At 73.5% G+C, this 16,154-nt stretch carries 15 protein-coding genes, 2 tRNA genes and 3 pseudogenes; 8 read left to right on the forward strand and 12 right to left on the reverse strand.

Annotated elements, in window-relative coordinates; genetic code table 11:
• Nucleotides 1-2 precede the first annotated feature (2 nt).
• From ACQ95T_RS13345 to ACQ95T_RS13355, 3 genes and pseudogenes are all read right to left on the reverse strand, one after another.
• Entirely contained in the window at nt 3-1,160 is a 1,158-nt protein-coding gene (locus ACQ95T_RS13345) for a D-alanine--D-alanine ligase family protein (protein ID WP_425941324.1), read from the reverse strand.
• Between the two features lie 117 nt (nt 1,161-1,277).
• Nucleotides 1,278-2,278: pseudogene (locus tag ACQ95T_RS13350) on the reverse strand (NAD(P)H-dependent glycerol-3-phosphate dehydrogenase).
• The gene (locus ACQ95T_RS13355) at nt 2,275-3,042 is read right to left on the reverse strand and encodes a lysophospholipid acyltransferase family protein (protein WP_425941328.1); all 768 of its coding nucleotides are present in this window, start codon (nt 3,040-3,042) and stop codon (nt 2,275-2,277) included. Before ACQ95T_RS13355 ends, ACQ95T_RS13350 begins: the two are co-directional and overlap by 4 nt.
• 96 nt (nt 3,043-3,138) lie before the next feature.
• On the opposite strand from ACQ95T_RS13355, the gene cofC reads away from it, so the two are divergent.
• Both cofC and ACQ95T_RS13365 read left to right on the forward strand, forming a co-directional pair.
• On the forward strand, nt 3,139-3,759 hold the full coding sequence (gene cofC / locus ACQ95T_RS13360; RefSeq protein ID WP_431473002.1) for a 2-phospho-L-lactate guanylyltransferase: 621 nt from the start codon (nt 3,139-3,141) through the stop codon (nt 3,757-3,759).
• 4 nt (nt 3,760-3,763) lie between these two features.
• On the forward strand, nt 3,764-3,997 hold the full coding sequence (locus ACQ95T_RS13365) for a hypothetical protein (protein WP_425941331.1): 234 nt from the start codon (nt 3,764-3,766) through the stop codon (nt 3,995-3,997).
• Between the two features lie 3 nt (nt 3,998-4,000).
• Here the strand turns inward: ACQ95T_RS13365 and ACQ95T_RS13370 are convergent, their stop codons facing one another.
• The 6 genes from ACQ95T_RS13370 to clpS all read right to left on the reverse strand — a co-directional run bounded on the left by ACQ95T_RS13370 (nt 4,001) and on the right by clpS (nt 7,902).
• Nucleotides 4,001-4,894 (reverse strand): HU family DNA-binding protein, encoded by an 894-nt coding sequence (locus ACQ95T_RS13370; protein ID WP_425941333.1) that lies wholly within the window; start codon nt 4,892-4,894, stop codon nt 4,001-4,003.
• Nucleotides 4,895-5,057: 163 nt separating this feature from the next.
• Nucleotides 5,058-5,130 (reverse strand) — tRNA-Glu (locus ACQ95T_RS13375).
• 81 nt (nt 5,131-5,211) lie between these two features.
• Nucleotides 5,212-5,283, reverse strand: a tRNA-Gln gene (locus ACQ95T_RS13380).
• A gap of 96 nt (nt 5,284-5,379) precedes the next feature.
• The gene (gene gltX / locus ACQ95T_RS13385; RefSeq protein ID WP_425941334.1) at nt 5,380-6,945 is read right to left on the reverse strand and encodes a glutamate--tRNA ligase; all 1,566 of its coding nucleotides are present in this window, start codon (nt 6,943-6,945) and stop codon (nt 5,380-5,382) included.
• 7 nt (nt 6,946-6,952) lie between these two features.
• On the reverse strand, nt 6,953-7,555 hold the full coding sequence (locus ACQ95T_RS13390) for a DUF2017 family protein (RefSeq protein ID WP_425941336.1): 603 nt from the start codon (nt 7,553-7,555) through the stop codon (nt 6,953-6,955).
• Nucleotides 7,556-7,563: 8 nt separating this feature from the next.
• Nucleotides 7,564-7,902, reverse strand: a complete 339-nt coding sequence (clpS, locus tag ACQ95T_RS13395; protein ID WP_425941338.1) for an ATP-dependent Clp protease adapter ClpS — start codon at nt 7,900-7,902, stop codon at nt 7,564-7,566.
• A gap of 90 nt (nt 7,903-7,992) precedes the next feature.
• On the opposite strand from clpS, the pseudogene ACQ95T_RS13400 reads away from it, so the two are divergent.
• Both ACQ95T_RS13400 and ACQ95T_RS13405 read left to right on the forward strand, forming a co-directional pair.
• Nucleotides 7,993-9,248: pseudogene (locus ACQ95T_RS13400) on the forward strand (nicotinate phosphoribosyltransferase).
• Between the two features lie 5 nt (nt 9,249-9,253).
• A complete protein-coding gene (locus ACQ95T_RS13405) occupies nt 9,254-9,841 on the forward strand; it encodes an isochorismatase family protein (RefSeq protein ID WP_425941341.1) in 588 nt (195 codons plus the stop codon).
• A gap of 18 nt (nt 9,842-9,859) precedes the next feature.
• Here ACQ95T_RS13405 and ACQ95T_RS13410 read toward each other — a convergent pair.
• Nucleotides 9,860-11,205, reverse strand: a pseudogene (locus ACQ95T_RS13410) (homogentisate 1,2-dioxygenase).
• A 120-nt stretch (nt 11,206-11,325) separates the two neighbouring features.
• Between ACQ95T_RS13410 and ACQ95T_RS13415 the strand changes: the two are divergent.
• The 3 genes from ACQ95T_RS13415 (at nt 11,326) to ACQ95T_RS13425 (ending at nt 13,494) form a co-directional block, all read left to right on the forward strand.
• A complete protein-coding gene (locus ACQ95T_RS13415; RefSeq protein ID WP_425941344.1) occupies nt 11,326-12,198 on the forward strand; it encodes a hypothetical protein in 873 nt (290 codons plus the stop codon).
• 85 nt (nt 12,199-12,283) lie between these two features.
• Nucleotides 12,284-12,697, forward strand: coding sequence for a hypothetical protein (locus tag ACQ95T_RS13420; RefSeq protein ID WP_431473003.1), 414 nt, complete (start codon nt 12,284-12,286; stop codon nt 12,695-12,697).
• Entirely contained in the window at nt 12,625-13,494 is an 870-nt protein-coding gene (locus tag ACQ95T_RS13425) for a fumarylacetoacetate hydrolase family protein (RefSeq protein WP_431473004.1), read from the forward strand. Before ACQ95T_RS13420 ends, ACQ95T_RS13425 begins: the two co-directional genes overlap by 73 nt.
• A gap of 6 nt (nt 13,495-13,500) precedes the next feature.
• Here the strand turns inward: ACQ95T_RS13425 and ACQ95T_RS13430 are convergent, their stop codons facing one another.
• Entirely contained in the window at nt 13,501-14,301 is an 801-nt protein-coding gene (locus ACQ95T_RS13430) for an RDD family protein (protein WP_425941348.1), read from the reverse strand.
• A 23-nt stretch (nt 14,302-14,324) separates the two neighbouring features.
• Nucleotides 14,325-15,554, reverse strand: coding sequence for a 4-hydroxyphenylpyruvate dioxygenase (gene hppD / locus ACQ95T_RS13435; protein WP_425941349.1), 1,230 nt, complete (start codon nt 15,552-15,554; stop codon nt 14,325-14,327).
• A gap of 109 nt (nt 15,555-15,663) precedes the next feature.
• Here hppD and ACQ95T_RS13440 point away from each other — a divergent pair, with 109 nt between their 5' ends.
• Entirely contained in the window at nt 15,664-16,125 is a 462-nt protein-coding gene (locus ACQ95T_RS13440; protein ID WP_425941822.1) for an Lrp/AsnC family transcriptional regulator, read from the forward strand.
• Nucleotides 16,126-16,154: the final 29 nt, after the last annotated feature.

Raw genomic sequence — 16,154 nt, forward strand, 5'->3', positions numbered from 1 at the left:
GGCTAGCGCAGCCCGAGCGGACGGGCCAGGGCCAGCTGGAGCAGCTCCTCGACCAGCTCGGGGTAGGACAGGCCGGTGGCGGCCCACGCCTGGGGGTACATGGAGAACGGGGTGAACCCGGGCATCGTGTTGATCTCGTTGAGCACGACACCTCCCTCGGGGGTCACGAAGCAGTCCACGCGTGCCAGTCCCTCGCACCCGGCCGCCTCGAAGGCCGTGCGCGCCACCCGGTGGATCTCCTCGCGCACCGAGGGGGCGACGTCGGCCGGCGCGGTGATCCGCACGCTCGCCTCGTCGAGGTACTTGGCCTCGAAGTCGTAGAACTCGTGCCCTCCCCCGGTCACGGTGATCTCGCCGCACTCGCTGACCCTCGGCTCGTCGGTGCCGCGCCCCTGGAGAACGCCGCACTCGATCTCCCGGCCCGCGACCCCCTGCTCGACCAGCACCTTGGGGTCGTGGGTGCGGGCCTTCTCGACCGCGGCCTCCAGCTCCGCCGGGTCGTCGACCTTGTGGACCCCCACCGACGACCCCGCCCTGGCCGGCTTGACGAACACCGGGAACCGCAGGGCGCGGGCCGCCTCCAGGCAGGCCTCCCGGTCCCGCCGCCAGGCCAGGTCGGTCACGACGGTGTAGGGACCGACCGGCAGCCCGGCCGCGCTGAAGACCACCTTCATGACGTGCTTGTCCATCATCGCCGCGGAGGCCAGCACCCCGCAGCCGACGTAGCGGATGTCGGCCAGCTCCAGCAGGCCCTGGATGGTCCCGTCCTCGCCGAACGGCCCGTGCAGCAGCGGCAGCACGACGTCGACCACGCCGATCTCCGTCGTCGACCCGTCGTCCTCCACCAGCCGCCACACGTGGTCCACCCCGCCCAGGGGCACCATGACCTGCCGGCCGGTCCCGGGCACCTCGGGCAGCCGGCCGTCGCGGATCTCCAGGGCCGAGGGGTCGTCGGGGACGAGCACCCAGTGTCCCTCCCGGGTGATGCCGATCGGCACGACGTCGTAGCGGTCCCGGTCCAGGGTCCGGAGCACGCTCGCGGCGGTCGCGCAGGAGATCGAGTGCTCCTCGGAGCGGCCGCCGAAGACGACGGCGACCCGGGGCAGGGCGACCCGGGTCTCGGTGGAGGGCGCGGCGGGGGCGGGGGGCTGGCTGTCCATCGCGCCCGAGCCTAGTGGGCGCCTACCGGCACGAGGGTATGGCGCGCCTGCGCCGCTGCTCGGGCCCGTCCTCGGGCCCGTCCTCAGGCCGGGCCACGGCCGGCCCGGCGGAGCCGGTCAGCCGCGTTCGTGCTTGCGCGCGCGCGACATGAGCGCACCCGTGAGCTGCTCGGGGCTCAGGTGCCCCTCCACCACGGCGGTCACGCCCTGGCAGATCGGCATGTCGACCCCGTGCCCGGCCGCCAGGTCGACCACGGAGCGGCACGAGCGCACGCCCTCTGCGGTCTGGTGGGGCACGGCCACCATCTCCTCCACCGACCGTCCCTGGCCCAGGGCCACCCCGACCCGGTGGTTGCGCGACAGCGGAGACATGCACGTGGCGATGAGGTCGCCGACGCCCGCCAGCCCCATGAGCGTGGCCGGCTCGCCTCCCAGCGCCTCGCCGAGCCGGCTGATCTCGGCAGGCCCCGGGTGATGAGCGAGGACTTCGTGTTGTCCCCGTAGCCCAGCCCCTCGGCCATCCCGACCGCGAGCGCGATGACGTTCTTGACGGCGCCGCCGATCTCGGCGCCCACGACGTCGGTCTGGGTGTAGGGCCGGAAGTAGGGGGGCGCGATCATCGCCGCGACCCGTTCGGCCGCGGTCAGGTCCGTGCCGGCGACGACGCTGGCCGCCGGCTGGCGGGCCGCGATCTCCTTGCTGAGGTTGGGTCCGGAGACGACGACGATCCGGTCGCGGTCCACGCCCGAGGCCTCGATCACCTCGCTCATCCGCAGCCCGGTGCCGCGCTCGATCCCCTTCATCAGGGAGACGACGAGGGCGTCGGCGGGAATCACCCCCGACCAGCGGGTCAGGTTCTCCCGCAGGCTCTGCGAGGGGACGGCGAGGACGACCACGTCGACCCCCTGCGCCGCCTCCGAGGGCTCGGTGGTGGCCGTCACGGCCGGCGGGAGGGCGATCCCGGGGAGGTAGTCGAGGTTGGTGTGCCGGTCCCGGACGGCGGAGGCGACCTCCTCCCGCCGCGCCCACAGCGTCACCGGCGACACCCCTCCGTCGGCCAGCACCTGGGCGAAGGCGGTCCCCCAGCTCCCGGCCCCGAAGACGGCGGCCCGGGTCACCGTGGCTCCTCGGCGTCCGGCGTCACCGGGCCGGCGCTGCCACCGGACCTGGTCGCCGGGTCGTACGGCACGGCGGGGGCCGGTTCGCCCCGGAGCTCGGCCACGATGGCGGTGACCGCCGCCATCACCCTGCCGGTCGCCTCGGCGTGGGCACGTGGGTCCTCGGCACGTCCGTAGAGGTCCGACAGGTCGACGGGGGGACCCGCGGCGACGTGCTGCACCGGCCTGCGCAGCAGGTTGCCGGGGCGCCGCGCGTAGCGCCCCAGCACCTCCTGGGCACCCCACTGCCCCACCGGGACGACCGGGGCACGGCTGGTCAGCGCCAGGCGGCCCACACCCGGCTTGGGCCGCATGGGCCACAGCTGCGGATCGCGGGTCAGGGTGCCCTCGGGCATGATCGCGATGCACTTGCCCTCCACGAGCGCCCGTCGGGCCTCGTCCAGGGCGTCCTTGGCCTGGGTGCTCCGCCGACGCACGGGGACCTGCTCCAGGTGCCGCAGCGCGGGACCCAGCAGCGGCACCTCGAAGAGGGAGGACTTGGCCAGGAAGAAGGGAGGGCGCCCGTGGTCGACCAGGTAGTGCGCCAGCATGAACGGGTCCACCTCGGAGTAGTGGTTGCTCGCCACGATGAAGCCTCCGGTCGGCGGCACGTGCTCCCCGCCCGACCAGGAACGACGGGTGATGCCCATCAGCACGGGTCGCACGGTGGCGATGACGGCGCGGTAGGACCAGGGGATCGGTTGGCGGGCGGGCTGACGGGTCACGGCGACATCTTGTCACCCACGCCGAGGCGTCCACCAGAATGGCCGGGTGCGGACCACCCCTGACGACGACCCGGTGCGGGGCGGCTGGTCGTGGTCGTGCCCGTCAAGGACGCCCGTCGGGCCAAGTCCCGGTTGAGGGGCACCTCCCCCGCCGTGCGGGCAGCCCTGGCGCGCGCGATGGCGCTGGACACCCTGGAGGCTGCCGCGACGGCGCTGGGGGCCGGGTCCCTGGTGGTGGTCACCTCCGACGACCCGGTGGGTGCCACCGTCCGGTCCTGGGGGGCCACGGTGCTGACCGATCCCGGGCGGGGGCTGAACGAGGCGGTGCGCGCCGGTCTGGCCGGTTGCGCCCCCGGGCAGGTCGAGCCCGGCACCGGATGGGCCGCGCTCCTGGGTGACCTGCCGGCCCTGCGTCCGCGCGACCTGCTCACCGCCCTGGCCGTGTGCGCGCGGCACCCGTCCGCGGTGGTGCCGGACGCCGCGGGCAGCGGGACGACCCTGCTGACCTCGACGCGCCGTCCGCCGACGCCGCGCTTCGGCCCGGGGTCCGCGGCCCGGCACGCGCAGGACGCGGCGCTGCTGGCCCTGCAGCTCCCCCGGCTGCGGCAGGACGTGGACGTGGCTGCGGACCTCGCCCGGGCGTGGGCGCTGGGGGTGGGGGCCCGCACGCGTGGTGTCCTGCGCGGGATCGGACGAGGGGACGGACGCCTACAGTGACCTCATGCAGGCCAGCGTGCACACCTTCGACCTCACGAGCCGGTCCGGCTCCGTCCTGCTGGACACCGGGCGCAGGCTGCCGTTCGACGAGGAGGTGTTCCTCGCCAGCGGGCTGCGCCACGTCCGGGTGGGCCAGCGGGTCAGCGTCGAGGTGGAGCCGGCCGATCCCGAGCAGCCCGACGCCCGCCTCAGCCGCCTGTGGATCGTCGGGATCGGTGAGGGCGAACCCATCCGCTGAGGCTCAGGACCCCTTCTTGCTCTTCTTGCCCTTCTTGTCCTTCTTCCCCTTCTTGTCCTTCTTGCCCTTGCCCTTCGCGCTCTCCTTGGCAGCCTTCCCGCCCCTGCCGTCGTCGGAGCCCTTGCCCGAGCCCTTCGCCCCGGTCCCGACGCCGGCCACGACGTCGTCGTTCTTCACTCTCGCCAGCTGGGCCTTCTTGGCCGTGATCATCCCCATGGTGATGTCCTGGCCTCCTGAGCGTCCCCGCCCCGCGGTGGGAGACGTCGTCTCCCCCGACCCGCCGTCCGGCGCGTCCTGAGCGCCCCCGCGGCCGGCCCCCCGCTCCGCGCCGGTGGACGCCGTGTCGCGCCCGCGGCTCGCGCGCACGGTCGGAGGAGTCCCGCTCGCGGCCCGTCGACGACGGGTGCCCGGGGTGCGGCCCTCCTCCTCCGTGGGGCCCGGTGCGCCCGGTCCGGCGCCCGTCCCACCCTGCTGGGCACCCGTCCCGCCCACCTGCTGGTCGTCCGGGCGGTCCTGGCGTGCCGACCGGCGCACGCTGTTCGGGCGGCTGGTGGGTTCCGGCTCGGCCATCTCGCCGTGACTGCCCACCCGGACACCGGCCAGACCCTCGGTGGGCAGCCGCTCCGGGTCGGCCACGACCTCCTTGAAGTAGGCACCGGGACGGAAGCGCGGTGAGCTGGTCGCGGCGATGGGCACCGGCTCCCCCGTGTGCGGGTTGCGGCCGGTCCTGGGCGCCCGGTCGACCTTCTCGAAGGTGCCGAACCCGGTGATCCCCACCGACCCGCCGGCGGAGACCTCCCGCAGCACCGCGTCGACCAGTGCCTCAACCGCCATCGCGGCGAGCTGACGCCCACCGAGCCGGGGCGCCAGCGCCTCGATCAGCTCCACCTTGTTCATCGCACTCTCCTCGCCGTGGGACCGGCGGGACGGCCGCCCGTCGGAATGCGTCACGCTACGCCGGTGGGGGCCCGGTGTCGATGCGGGACACCCGATCCGGTGCCCCAGCCCGGAACGACGAAGGACCCCCACCAGGCGAGTGGTGGGGGTCCTTCGTCCTGCGTAGCCCCGACGGGATTCGAACCCGCGCTACCGCCTTGAGAGGGCGGCGTGCTAGGCCACTACACAACGGGGCCGTGCTGTCCGGCGCGTGGCGCCGACCCGCAACCTTACCCGAGAGGCAGGCGCGGAGCGAAATCGACCGGGGTCGACCTGCGCTGGGGTACCAGGACTCGAACCTAGACTAACTGAACCAGAATCAGTCGTGCTGCCAATTACACCATACCCCAAGGGGTATCGCCGCCAGCCTTTTCGCAGGCGGTGAACCGAGGAGTTACCTTACCGTGCTCCCCGGCCGGACCCAAATCGCCGGTGCCCGCGCAGCCTCACACCTCGGCGCGGAGTCGGCGCAGCCGCGCGAGCGTCTCGTGCTTGCCGAGGATCTCCATCGACTCGAACAGCGGCGGGCTGATCCGCTGTCCGGACACGGCGGTGCGCAGCGGCCCGAAGGCGAAGCGGGACTTGAGCCCCAGCCCGTCCACCAGGGCCGTCCGCAGGACCTCCTCGATCCTGGCCGCCGTCCACTCCACGCCTCCACCCAGCGGCTTGGGGTAGGCCCCGGAGATCTCCTCCAGCGCAGCCGCAGCGGCGTCCAGCACGGTGCCCGCGTCGTCCTTGAGCTGGGCGCGGGCGTCGTCGGCGATCGGCAGCTCCTCACCACGGACGTAGAACGGCGCCACCAGCGGGACCGCCTCGGAGAGCACCTGGACCCGGGTCTGGACGAGCTCGGCCACGGCCTCCAGGCGGGCGAGCTCGCCCATCCCGGACTGCGGACCCAGGACCCCGGCCGCCCGGAGCACCGGCAGCAGCCGGCTGGTGAACTCGGGCAGGGGCAGCATCCGCACGTGGTCGGCGTTGATCGCCTCGGCCTTCTTCTGGTCCCAGCGGGCCGGGTTCGGGTTGACGTCGCGCACGTCGAAGGCGGCGACGAGCTCGTCGGGGGTGAAGACGTCGCGGTCCGGGCCGATCGACCAGCCCAGCAGCGCGAGGTAGTTGATCATCCCCTCGCGCACGAAACCGCGATCCCGGTGCCGGAAGAGGTCGGACTGCGGGTCGCGCTTGGACAGCTTCTTGCTGCCCTCCCCCAGCACGAGGGGCAGGTGGCCGAAGGTCGGCACCCGCTCGGCCACCCCGATCTGCACCAGCGCGCGGTAGAGGGCGATCTGCCGCGGCGTGGAGGAGAGCAGGTCCTCCCCGCGGATGACGTGGGTGATCCGCATCAGCGCGTCGTCGACCGGGTTGACGAGGGTGTACAGCGGCTGCCCGTTGCCGCGCACCACGACGAAGTCGGGCACCGACCCGGCGCGGAAGGTCACCTCGCCCCGGACCAGGTCGGTGAACGTGATGTCCTCGTCCGGCATCCGCAGCCGCAGCACCGGCTCCCGGCCCTGGGCCCTCAGCGCGTCGCGCTGCTGGGCGCTCAGGTCCCGGTCGTGGTTGTCGTAGCCCAGCTTGGGGTCCCGCCCGGCGGCCCGGTGACGCGCCTCGACCTCCTCGGGGGTGGAGAAGGACTCGTAGACCAGCCCGGCGTCCACCAGCTGACCCACCACCCGGTCGTGGACGTCCCGGCGCTCGCTCTGCCGGTAGGGGCCGTGGGGCCCGCCCACGCCCGGGCCCTCGTCGTAGTCCAGGCCCAGCCAGGCCATGGCCTCCTGGAGCTGGTCGGCCGACTCGGTGCTGTCCCGGGCGGCGTCGGTGTCCTCGAGGCGGAAGACGAAGGTGCCGCCGTGGTGCCGGGCGAAGGCCCAGTTGAACAGGGCGGTCCTGGCCATCCCCACGTGCGGGGTACCGGTCGGGCTGGGGCAGAAGCGCACCCGCACGTCGGAGCCGGTCACCTCGGCGTCGACCTGCTCGGACTCGTGCGGCGCAGCGGGAACGGGGTTCGTCGTCATGGTGCGGTCAGACTACCGCCGGCCCGTCGCCCTCCAGCATCACCGTGGTGATGCTCTCCTGCACCCAGGAGAGGAAGTCGTAGTAGGCCATCTGCTGGGCGGTCGCCGGGTCCAGCTCCGCCTCCCCCGCCAGGGCGGCCTCCAGCTGGTCGTGCAGCCGTTCTGAGTCCTCGTCCGTCCGCAGACCCAGCCGCTCCCCCAGGATGAGCCGGACGTCGGTGAGGGCCACGGCCAGGGCGTGCGCCCCGGCGTCGTCGAGCGACACCTCGGGCGGCTCCGCCTCCTCCAGCGCCGCGACCGCCGTGGCGATCGTGGCGGCCTTGCGGGTGCGCAGGCCGTGCTCGGTGAGCCGGCGGAACTCCCGGGCCTGCTCGTCGTCGTCCCGCGAGGCCGGCGGGAGCAGCCTGGCCAGCGCCGGGTCCGAGGGCTCCTCCGGGTCGACGTCCTCGCCGAGCCCGGCCACCAGGTCGAGGAAGGGGTCTCCGCTGCCGGGGCGCTCCGGGGCCACGAAGTCACGGGTGAGCCGCAGCACGTGCAGCACCACCTCGACCTCCTCGGCGTCGAAGCCGGCCACGAGCCTGCCACCCACCCGCCGGAACGCGGTCGCCATACCCGGGCCTATCCCTGGTCCGCGTGCTGGAAGGTGGCCCAGAGCCCGTAGCCGTGCATGGCCTCGGTGTCGGCCTCGACCTGCTCCCGGCTGCCGGTGGAGACCACCGCGCGGCCCTTGGTGTGCACGTCCATCATCAGCTTCTCGGCCCGGGCCCGCGGATAGTGGAAGTGCGCCTGGAAGACCCAGGTGACGTAGCTCATGAGGTTGACCGGGTCGTTCCAGACCAGGCACACCCAGGGGGTGTCCACCTCGGGCCGGTCCAGCACGGCCACCCCGCCCTGCTCCCGGGGCGAGGTCCCGGGGCCGGCCGGAGGAGAGGGCGGTGGTGGGACGTCGACGGGCACCCGTCCACTGTAGGCGGCCTGCGCCGGGGGCTCTACGCTGATCGGGTGAACCCGAGCACGGCCCTGCTGACGGACCACTACGAGCTGACGATGGTTCAGGCAGCCCTGGCGAGCGGCCACGCCGACCGCCGGTGCGTCTTCGAGACCTTCGCCCGCCGCCTTCCGGACGGGCGCCGCTACGGCGTGGTGGCCGGGACCGGCCGGATCCTGGAGGCGCTGCGCGACTTCCGCTTCGACGAGGAGGCGCTGTCCTTCCTCGAGGAGCGGCGCGTCGTGGACGGACCCACCCTGGAGTGGCTCGCGGACTACCGCTTCTCCGGGGACGTCTGGGGGTATGCCGAGGGCGAGGTCTACTTCCCCGGTTCACCGGTGCTCGTGGTCGAGTCGGGCTTCGCCGAGGGCGTCGTGCTGGAGACCATGGTCCTGTCCGTCCTCAACCACGACTCCGCGGTGGCCTCGGCCGCCTCCCGGATGACCGCCTCCGCGCACGGGCGGCCCTGCATCGAGATGGGGTCGAGGCGCACCCACGAGCAGGCCGCCGTGGCCGCGGCGCGCGCGGCCTACGTGGCCGGGTTCGCCTCGACGTCCAACCTGGAGGCCGGCCGCCGCCACGGCGTCCCCACGGCCGGGACCGCCGCGCACTCCTACACGCTGCTGCACGACGACGAGCGCGAGGCCTTCGCCAACCAGCTGGCCAGCCTCGGGCTCTCCACGACCCTGCTCGTGGACACCTACGACGTCGGGGCCGCGGTGGAGCTGGCCGTGGAGCTGGCCGGCCCCACGCTCGGCGGGGTGCGGCTGGACTCGGGCGACCTGGTCTCGCAGGCGCACGAGGTGCGCGAGCAGCTGGACGCCCTGGGGGCCACCGGCACCCGGATCGTGGTCACCTCCGACCTCGACGAGTACGCCATCGCCGCGCTGCAGGTGGCCCCGGTCGACGCGTACGGCGTCGGCACCCGGGTGGTCACCGGGTCGGGCCACCCGGCGGCCGGCATGGTCTACAAGCTGGTCAGCCGGGAGGGTGCGTCGGGCCGGATGGAGGGGGTGGCCAAGGCGAGCGCCGACAAGGCCTCCGTGGGGGGTCGCAAGTACGCCCTGCGGCGCCGGGGGCCCGACGGCACCGCGCAGGCCGAGATCATCGGGATCGACGAGCAGCCGGGCGACGACGGGGACGACCGCCCCCTGCTGACCCCCCTCGTACGGACGGGCGAGGTGGTGGCCCCACCGACGCCGGCACCGCAAGGGCCCACCACGAGACCGCCCGTGCCGAGCTGCCCCAGCGGGCCCTGCGGCTCTCGCACGGGGACCCCGCCATCCCGACCACCTACCTGGACGACTGGAGCTGAGGACCATGAGCCGTGCACTGATCATCGTCGACGTGCAGAACGACTTCTGCGAAGGAGGGTCGCTCGCGGTGGACGGCGGGGCGCAGGTCGCCGCCGACGTGGGCGAGCACCTGCGCCGGCACGGGCAGGACTACTCGGTGGTGGTGGCCACCGCCGACTGGCACGTCGACCCGGGCGACCACTGGTCCCAGGACCCGGACTACCGCACCTCCTGGCCGGTCCACTGCCGCGCCGGGAGCGAGGGTGCGCAGTTCCACCCCGACCTCGCCCCTGCGCTCCAGCACGTCCAGGCCGTCTTCCGCAAGGGCGAGCACGAGGCGGCCTACAGCGGGTTCGAGGGCAGCACCGAGGCGCACGGTCGCACGACCGGACTGGCGGACTGGCTCACCGAGCGGGAGGTCCGCGGTGTGGACGTGGTGGGGCTGGCCACCGACCACTGCGTCCGGGCGACCGCCCTGGACGCGGTGGGGGCCGGCTTCCGGACCCGGGTGCTGGCGACCCTGTGCGCCGGGGTGGCCCCGGAGACGACCCGCAACGCCCTGGCCGAGCTGAGGGACGCCGGGGTCGAGGTGGTCGACGGGCCCTCCGCCTGACCGGGAGCGACCGGGGGGTCAGCTCGTCGAGAACACCTCGTCCGAGCCCTCTCCTCCTGCGTGCAGGGCCCGGCTCCACGAGCCGGCGTAGACGCCGTCGTCGACGGCCCGCCCGGCCTCACCGAGCTCCAGGGGCCGGAAGGTGTCCACCATGACGGCGGTCTCGTCGAAGTACTCCACGCCCAGGGACGCCTCGGTGGCCCCGGGCTGCGGCCCGTGGGCGTGTCCGCCCGGGTGCACCGAGATCGACCCCTTGCCGATCCCGCTGCCCCTGCGCGCTCGTAGTCCCCGTCGACGTAGAACATGATCTCGTCGGAGTCCACGTTGGAGTGGTAGTACGGCACCGGGACCGCCAGGGGGTGGTAGTCCACCTTGCGCGGCACGAAGTTGCAGACCACGAAGTTGTGGCCCTCGAAGACCTGGTGCACCGGCGGTGGCTGGTGGATCCGCCCGGTGATCGGCTCGAAGTCGCGGATGTCGAGGGCGTAGGGGTAGAGGCACCCGTCCCAGCCGACGACGTCGAACGGGTGGTAGGGGTAGGTGTAGACCGTCCCGACCAGCCCGCCGGAGGAGTGCTCTCCGGAGCCGCGGTGCTTGATGAGGACCTCGGTCGGGGCGTCCGGGTCGGCGCCGACGTCCTCGGCCAGCAGGGGTCCCTCCGGACAGCGCAGGTCGCGCTCGCAGTAGGGCGCGTGCTCCAGCAGCTGGCCGAACCTGGAGAGGTAGCGCCGGGGCGGTCCGATGTGGCTGTTGGCCTCGATGACGTAGGCCCGCAACGGCTCGACCCAGCCCTCGTCCCCCTCGACCACCGGCAGCCAGCGGTGGGTCGTGGCGCGGGGCAGGACCAGGTAGTCGCCCTCGGCGACCTGGAAGGAGCCGAAGACCGTCTCCACCCGGGCCGCACCCCGCTCGACGTAGACGCACTCGTCCCCGATGGCGTTGCGGTACAACGGGCTGGGGGTGTCGGCCACGACGTAGAGCAGCCGGACGTCGGCGTTGCCCAGCACCAGCCGGCGGCCGGTCACCACGTCCACGCCCTGCTCGAGGACCGGCCCCGCGCCGTCCCCGGCGTCGGCGTCGGCGTCGGCGTCGGCGTCGGCGTCGCTCCCGGCCCGGACGAACAGGTCGTGCAGCTTCAGGTGCCGCGGCAGCAGCGGGTGGTTGGGCACCGTCGACATGTCCCCCAGGTCCCACACGCGGGCGTCGGCCACCGCCGAGGGGATGTTGCGGTGGTAGAGCAGCGAGGAGTCCGAGGAGAAGCCCTCCTCCCCCATGAGCTCCTCGGAGTAGAGCCTGCCCTGGGGGTCGCGGTGCTGGGTGTGCCGCTTGGGCGGCACGTCGCCCGTGCTGCGGTAGTAGGCCATCGGCGGCTCCGTTCGTGGGTGGTCGCGGGGTCGTGCCGTGCCGTCCGGGCGACCCCGACTGGGGGTGGGCCGGCCGGACGACGGTGTCCTCGCCCGTCACTGTGCAGTAGCCTCCCGGGCATGTCAACGAGGACACCGCCCCGCAGCCTGTTCCGCGGGCTCGTCGACGACGCAGCGGTGTTCCCTCCCGGGAACGCCCCCGTGGCCCGGGCGTGGGAGGAGCACCTGCGGCTGCGCCGCGAAGGGTATGCCGACCTGCTGGGTCCCCTGCTCGTGGGCACCGGCCACGCCGCCGGGCTGGCGCAGGTCGCCGGTGAGGAGCAGGACGGCGCGCCCGTGGCCGTGGCCGTGGTCTGCCGGCCCGGGACGCCCGTGGAGGAGCTCCTGTCCGCCGTCGCGCGCCTGCGGGTCGTCGCGGCCGTCCGGGTGGTGTCCGTGGAGACCGCCCTGGACCCCGCCGGGTCCTGGCGGCGGGCGCTCGACCTCGAGGTCCCCGTGGCCGTCGAGGTCGGCCCGGACCCCGGCGGGATGCCCCGGGCCCTCGACGCTCTGGCCGCGGCGACCGGGCCGGCCGGGAGGGTCCTGGCCAAGCTGCGCACCCAGGCGACGCCGCAGCAGCCGGTGCCCGCGCCGTCGGAGCTGGCTGCCTTCCTCGTGGGCGCCGACGCCCGCGACCTGCCGGTCAAGCTCACCGGCGGGCTCCACCACGCGGTCGCCCGGGGCACGGCCGGGGGCGCGCCTCCGGAGCGCCACGGTGTCCTCAACGTCCTGGTCGCGGTCGCCCGGCTCATGGACGGGGCCGACGAGGAGGCCCTGGTCGAGGCGCTGAGGATCGAGGACGCCGATCGCCTGGTCGGGGCGCTGACGTCCGAGGACGCCGCCCCGGACGAGGCGGCGGTGACGCGGCTGCGGCACAGGTTCCGGTCCTTCGGCTGCTGCGGCGTGACCGACCCGCTCGACGAGCTGGCTGCGCTGGGGGTGCTGACCCGGTGACCGCCCGCTTCCCCTCCCCCGGCGTCGGGCGGGTCCACCGGCCCGCCCCGCGCGACACCCACCCCGTCCCCCCTGGAAGGACCCCATGAGCCGCTCCCCCCTCGACCTGCCCGCCGACCACCCCTACGGCACGGACCACCTGCCCTACGGCGCGGTGTCGCGGGCCGGGTCCCAGCCCTGGCTGGCCGTCCGCGTGGGTGACTCCGCGCTGGACCTGGCCGCGGTCACCCGCGGCACGCCCTGGTCGGAGGCGCTGTCTGGACCGGTGCTGAACCCCTTCCTGGACCTGGGCCCCCGGGCCTGGGCCGGGCTGCGGTCCTGGCTCCAGGAGCAGCTCGTCGACGAGCGGGGACGGGCCCTGCTGGAGCCGCACCTGCACGCTGTCGACGGGCTCGTTCCCCACCTGCCGGTGGCCGTCGCCGCTACGTGGACTTCTACGCGGGCGAGCACCACGCGACCAACGTGGGCCGGATCTTCCGCCCCGACGGGGAGCCGCTGACCCCGAACTGGAAGCACCTGCCCATCGGCTACCACGGCCGGTCCTCCACCGTGGTCGTCAGCGGCACCGACGTCGTCCGTCCGCGTGGCCAGCGCAAGGGCAAGGACGACCCGGTCCCGGTCTTCGGACCCTCCGTCCGCCTCGACATCGAGGCCGAGCTGGCGTTCGTCGTGGGTGGGGGGACCTCCCTGGGCACGAGCGTGCCGGTCGACGAGGCCACCGGCCACCTGTTCGGGGTCGCCCTGTTCAACGACTGGTCGGCGCGGGACGTGCAGGCCTGGGAGTACGTCCCGCTGGGCCCGTTCCTGGGCAAGTCGTTCGCCTCGTCCATGGCGGCCTGGATCACCCCGCTGGCGGCCCTGGAGCGGGCCCGCGTCGCGCTGCCGCCGCAGGACCCCGAACCGCTGCCCTACCTGAGCGGACGCCCGGAGAACCTCTTCGGGCTCGACCTGACCATGGAGGTCCGGCTGAACGGCACCCTGGTCTCCCGTCCGCCCTACCGCGCGATGTACTGGTCACCGACCCAGATGCTGGCGCACCTGACCGTCAACGGGGCCAGCCTGCGCAGCGGTGACCTCTTCGCCTCCGGCACGGTCTCGGGGACGCAGCCGCAGGAGCGGGGCTCCCTGCTGGAGCTGACCTGGAACGGCACCGAGCCGCTGAGGCTGGCGGACGGCTCGAGCCGCACCTTCCTGCAGGACGGTGACACCGTGACGATCACCGCGACCGCCCCCGGCCCCGCAGGAGGCGTCCTGCGGCTGGCCGAGGTGACCGGGACGGTGCGGCCCGCGACCTGAGGCGGGTCAGCGGTTGCGGACCACGTTGGTCCGGGCCGCCTTGTCGTGCAGCGCCTGCCGCTTGGCGTCCCAGAGCGGCCACAGGCCGTTGAGCAGCATGAAGACCTGGCCCAGGCCGTTGATCGCCGAGGGCCCCTGCCAGACCAGGCCCCGGACGGCGGCCGCGGCCCACGGGAGCTGGCCGGGCGTCTCGCGCAGCCGCACGCGCAGGCCGGTGAGCAGCTTGCCGACCGTCGCGCCGAGCAGGCGCAGCATCAGGACCTCGTAGGCCAGGCCCACGACCAGGCTGACCATGCTGACGCGCAGCAGCCCCGAGGCCAGCCCCTCGGGGATCTCGAAGGCCGACGACGGGTCGGCCGTCATGATCCAGGTCGTGTAGTCCTCCAGCAGGGTCGGGTCCACCAGCGGCAGGATGACGAAGCCCGTGACCAGGCTCAGCAGGATCCCGTCGACGATGCGGGCGAGCAGACGCAGGCCCCAGCCGGCCAGCGGCTGGCCGTCGGGGGTGGTGTCCCGGTGCTGCGGCTGCTGCCACCGGTCGTCCGCGCCCGGCATCGGCGCGGACCACCGGCCCTGCTCCTGCCCGCCCCACGCGGCCTGCTGCTCGCCGACGGTGGGGCCCTGCCCGCCCCAGACCTGGGCCGGCTGGTCGGCCGGGCCGGCCTCGTGGTGGGTGCCGGCCTGCCCGGCCTGGTCCAGGCCGGGCATCCGCTTGGGGCTGGTGTGGGAGCTCCACTGCACCCCGTCCCAGTACCGCAGGTTCTGCTCGTCCTCGGGGTCGTCGTACCACCCTGCTCGTTGGCTCATGCCCCCAAGCGTGCCACGACTCCTCAGAGGTTCCCGCGCTTCTCCTGCTCCCGCTCGATCGCCTCGAAGAGGGCCTTGAAGTTTCCCTTGCCGAAACCGAGCGACCCGTGCCGCTCGATGAGCTCGAAGAAGACCGTGGGACGGTCCTGCACCGGCCGGGTGAAGATCTGCAGCAGGTAGCCGTCCTCGTCGCGGTCGACGAGGATCCCGCGGGACTGCAGCTCCTCGATCGACACCCGCACCTCGCCGATGCGGCCGCGCAGCTCGGGGTCCTGGTAGTAGGAGTCCGGCGTCTGGAGGAACTCGATCCCGTTGGCGCGCATGTGGTCCACCGTCGAGAGGATGTCGTTGGTCGCCAGCGCCAGGTGCTGGGCGCCCGGCCCCTGGTAGAACTCCAGGTACTCGTCGATCTGCGACCTCCTCTTGCCGACGGCCGGCTCGTTGAGCGGGAACTTGACCCGGTGGTTGCCGTTGGCCACGACCTTGCTCATCAGGGCCGAGTAGTCGGTGGCGATGTCGTCGCCGATGAACTCGGCCATGTTTACGAAGCCCATGACCTTGTTGTAGAACTCGACCCACTCGTCCATCCGGCCCAGCTCGACGTTGCCGACGATGTGGTCCAGCGCCTGGAAGAGCCGCTTGGGCTCCCCGTCGCGCTTGACGTAGGCGGAGCTGCGCGCCACGTAGCCCGGCAGGTAGGGCCCCGAGTACACCGACCCGTCCGCGGTGACCCCACGACGCTGCACGAGGGTGTGCCGCGTCTCGCCGTAGGTGGCGATCGCCGCCACCCGCACCGTGCCGTGCTCGTCCTGCAGGTCCTGCGGCTCCTGAAGGACGGTGGCACCGATCGTGCGGGCGTGCGCGATGCACCGGTCGACGTCGGGCACCTCCAGGGAGATGTCCACGACGCCGTCACCGTGGCGGCGCACGTGCTCGTGCAGCGGGCTCTCGGGGTCCACGCCGCCCTTGATGACGAACCGGATGGACCCGGACTTCAGGACGAAGGCCTTGTGGTCGCGGTTGCCGGTCTCGGGACCGGAGTAGCCGATGAGCTCCATCCCGAAGGCGGACTGGTAGAAGTGCGCGGTCTGGGTCGCGTTGCCCACGACGAAGTGGATGGAGTCCCAGCCGGTCACCGGGAAGACGTCGGTGGTCTCGTCGTAGGGCACCAGCCCCACGAGCTGCTTGAGCTGGTCGAGCTCGAGGTGGGCCTCGCGCTCCTGGTCGGTCAAACGGACGTCGGTGTCGGTCATGGGTCCGAGCGTGGCCGGGAAGGGGTATGCCGTGCAAGGAACCCCGGCGTGGGTGGTCGATCTGTCCAGCGCCCGGGCCGATCCGGTCGGCATCCTGCACACTGTGACCATGGCCGACCACGTCGACGAGTTGGACGCCCACCTGCTGACACTGCTCGAGGAGGACCCGCACGTGGGCGTGCTGGGCGCCTCGCGCCGGCTGGGGGTCGCCCGCGGCACCGTCCAGAGCCGGCTGGACAAGCTCGTGGCGCGCGGGGTGATCCGCAGCTTCGCCCCGCAGCTGGACCCGGTCGCGCTGGGCTACCCGGTGACGGCCTTCTGCACCCTGGAGATCCGCCAGGGCACGGGAGGGGGGCCGGTCGTGGAGCACGTCGGCACCATCCCCGAGGTCCTGGAGGCGCACACGATCACCGGCCCGGGAGACCTCATGATCCGGGTGGTCGCCCGGGACAACGCGGACCTGCAGCGGGTGATCGACCTCGTCGTGGCCCACGAGATGGTCGAACGGTCCGCGACGGTGATCTGCCTCTCGACCCGGATCCCCTACCGGACCTCGCCGCTGGTGCCCTGACGACCACGGCGGGCGTCGCGCCGGTCGGT

The sequence above is a fragment of the Ornithinimicrobium carbonis genome (assembly GCF_050703245.1).
In the GTDB taxonomy this organism is placed as follows: domain Bacteria; phylum Actinomycetota; class Actinomycetes; order Actinomycetales; family Dermatophilaceae; genus Ornithinicoccus.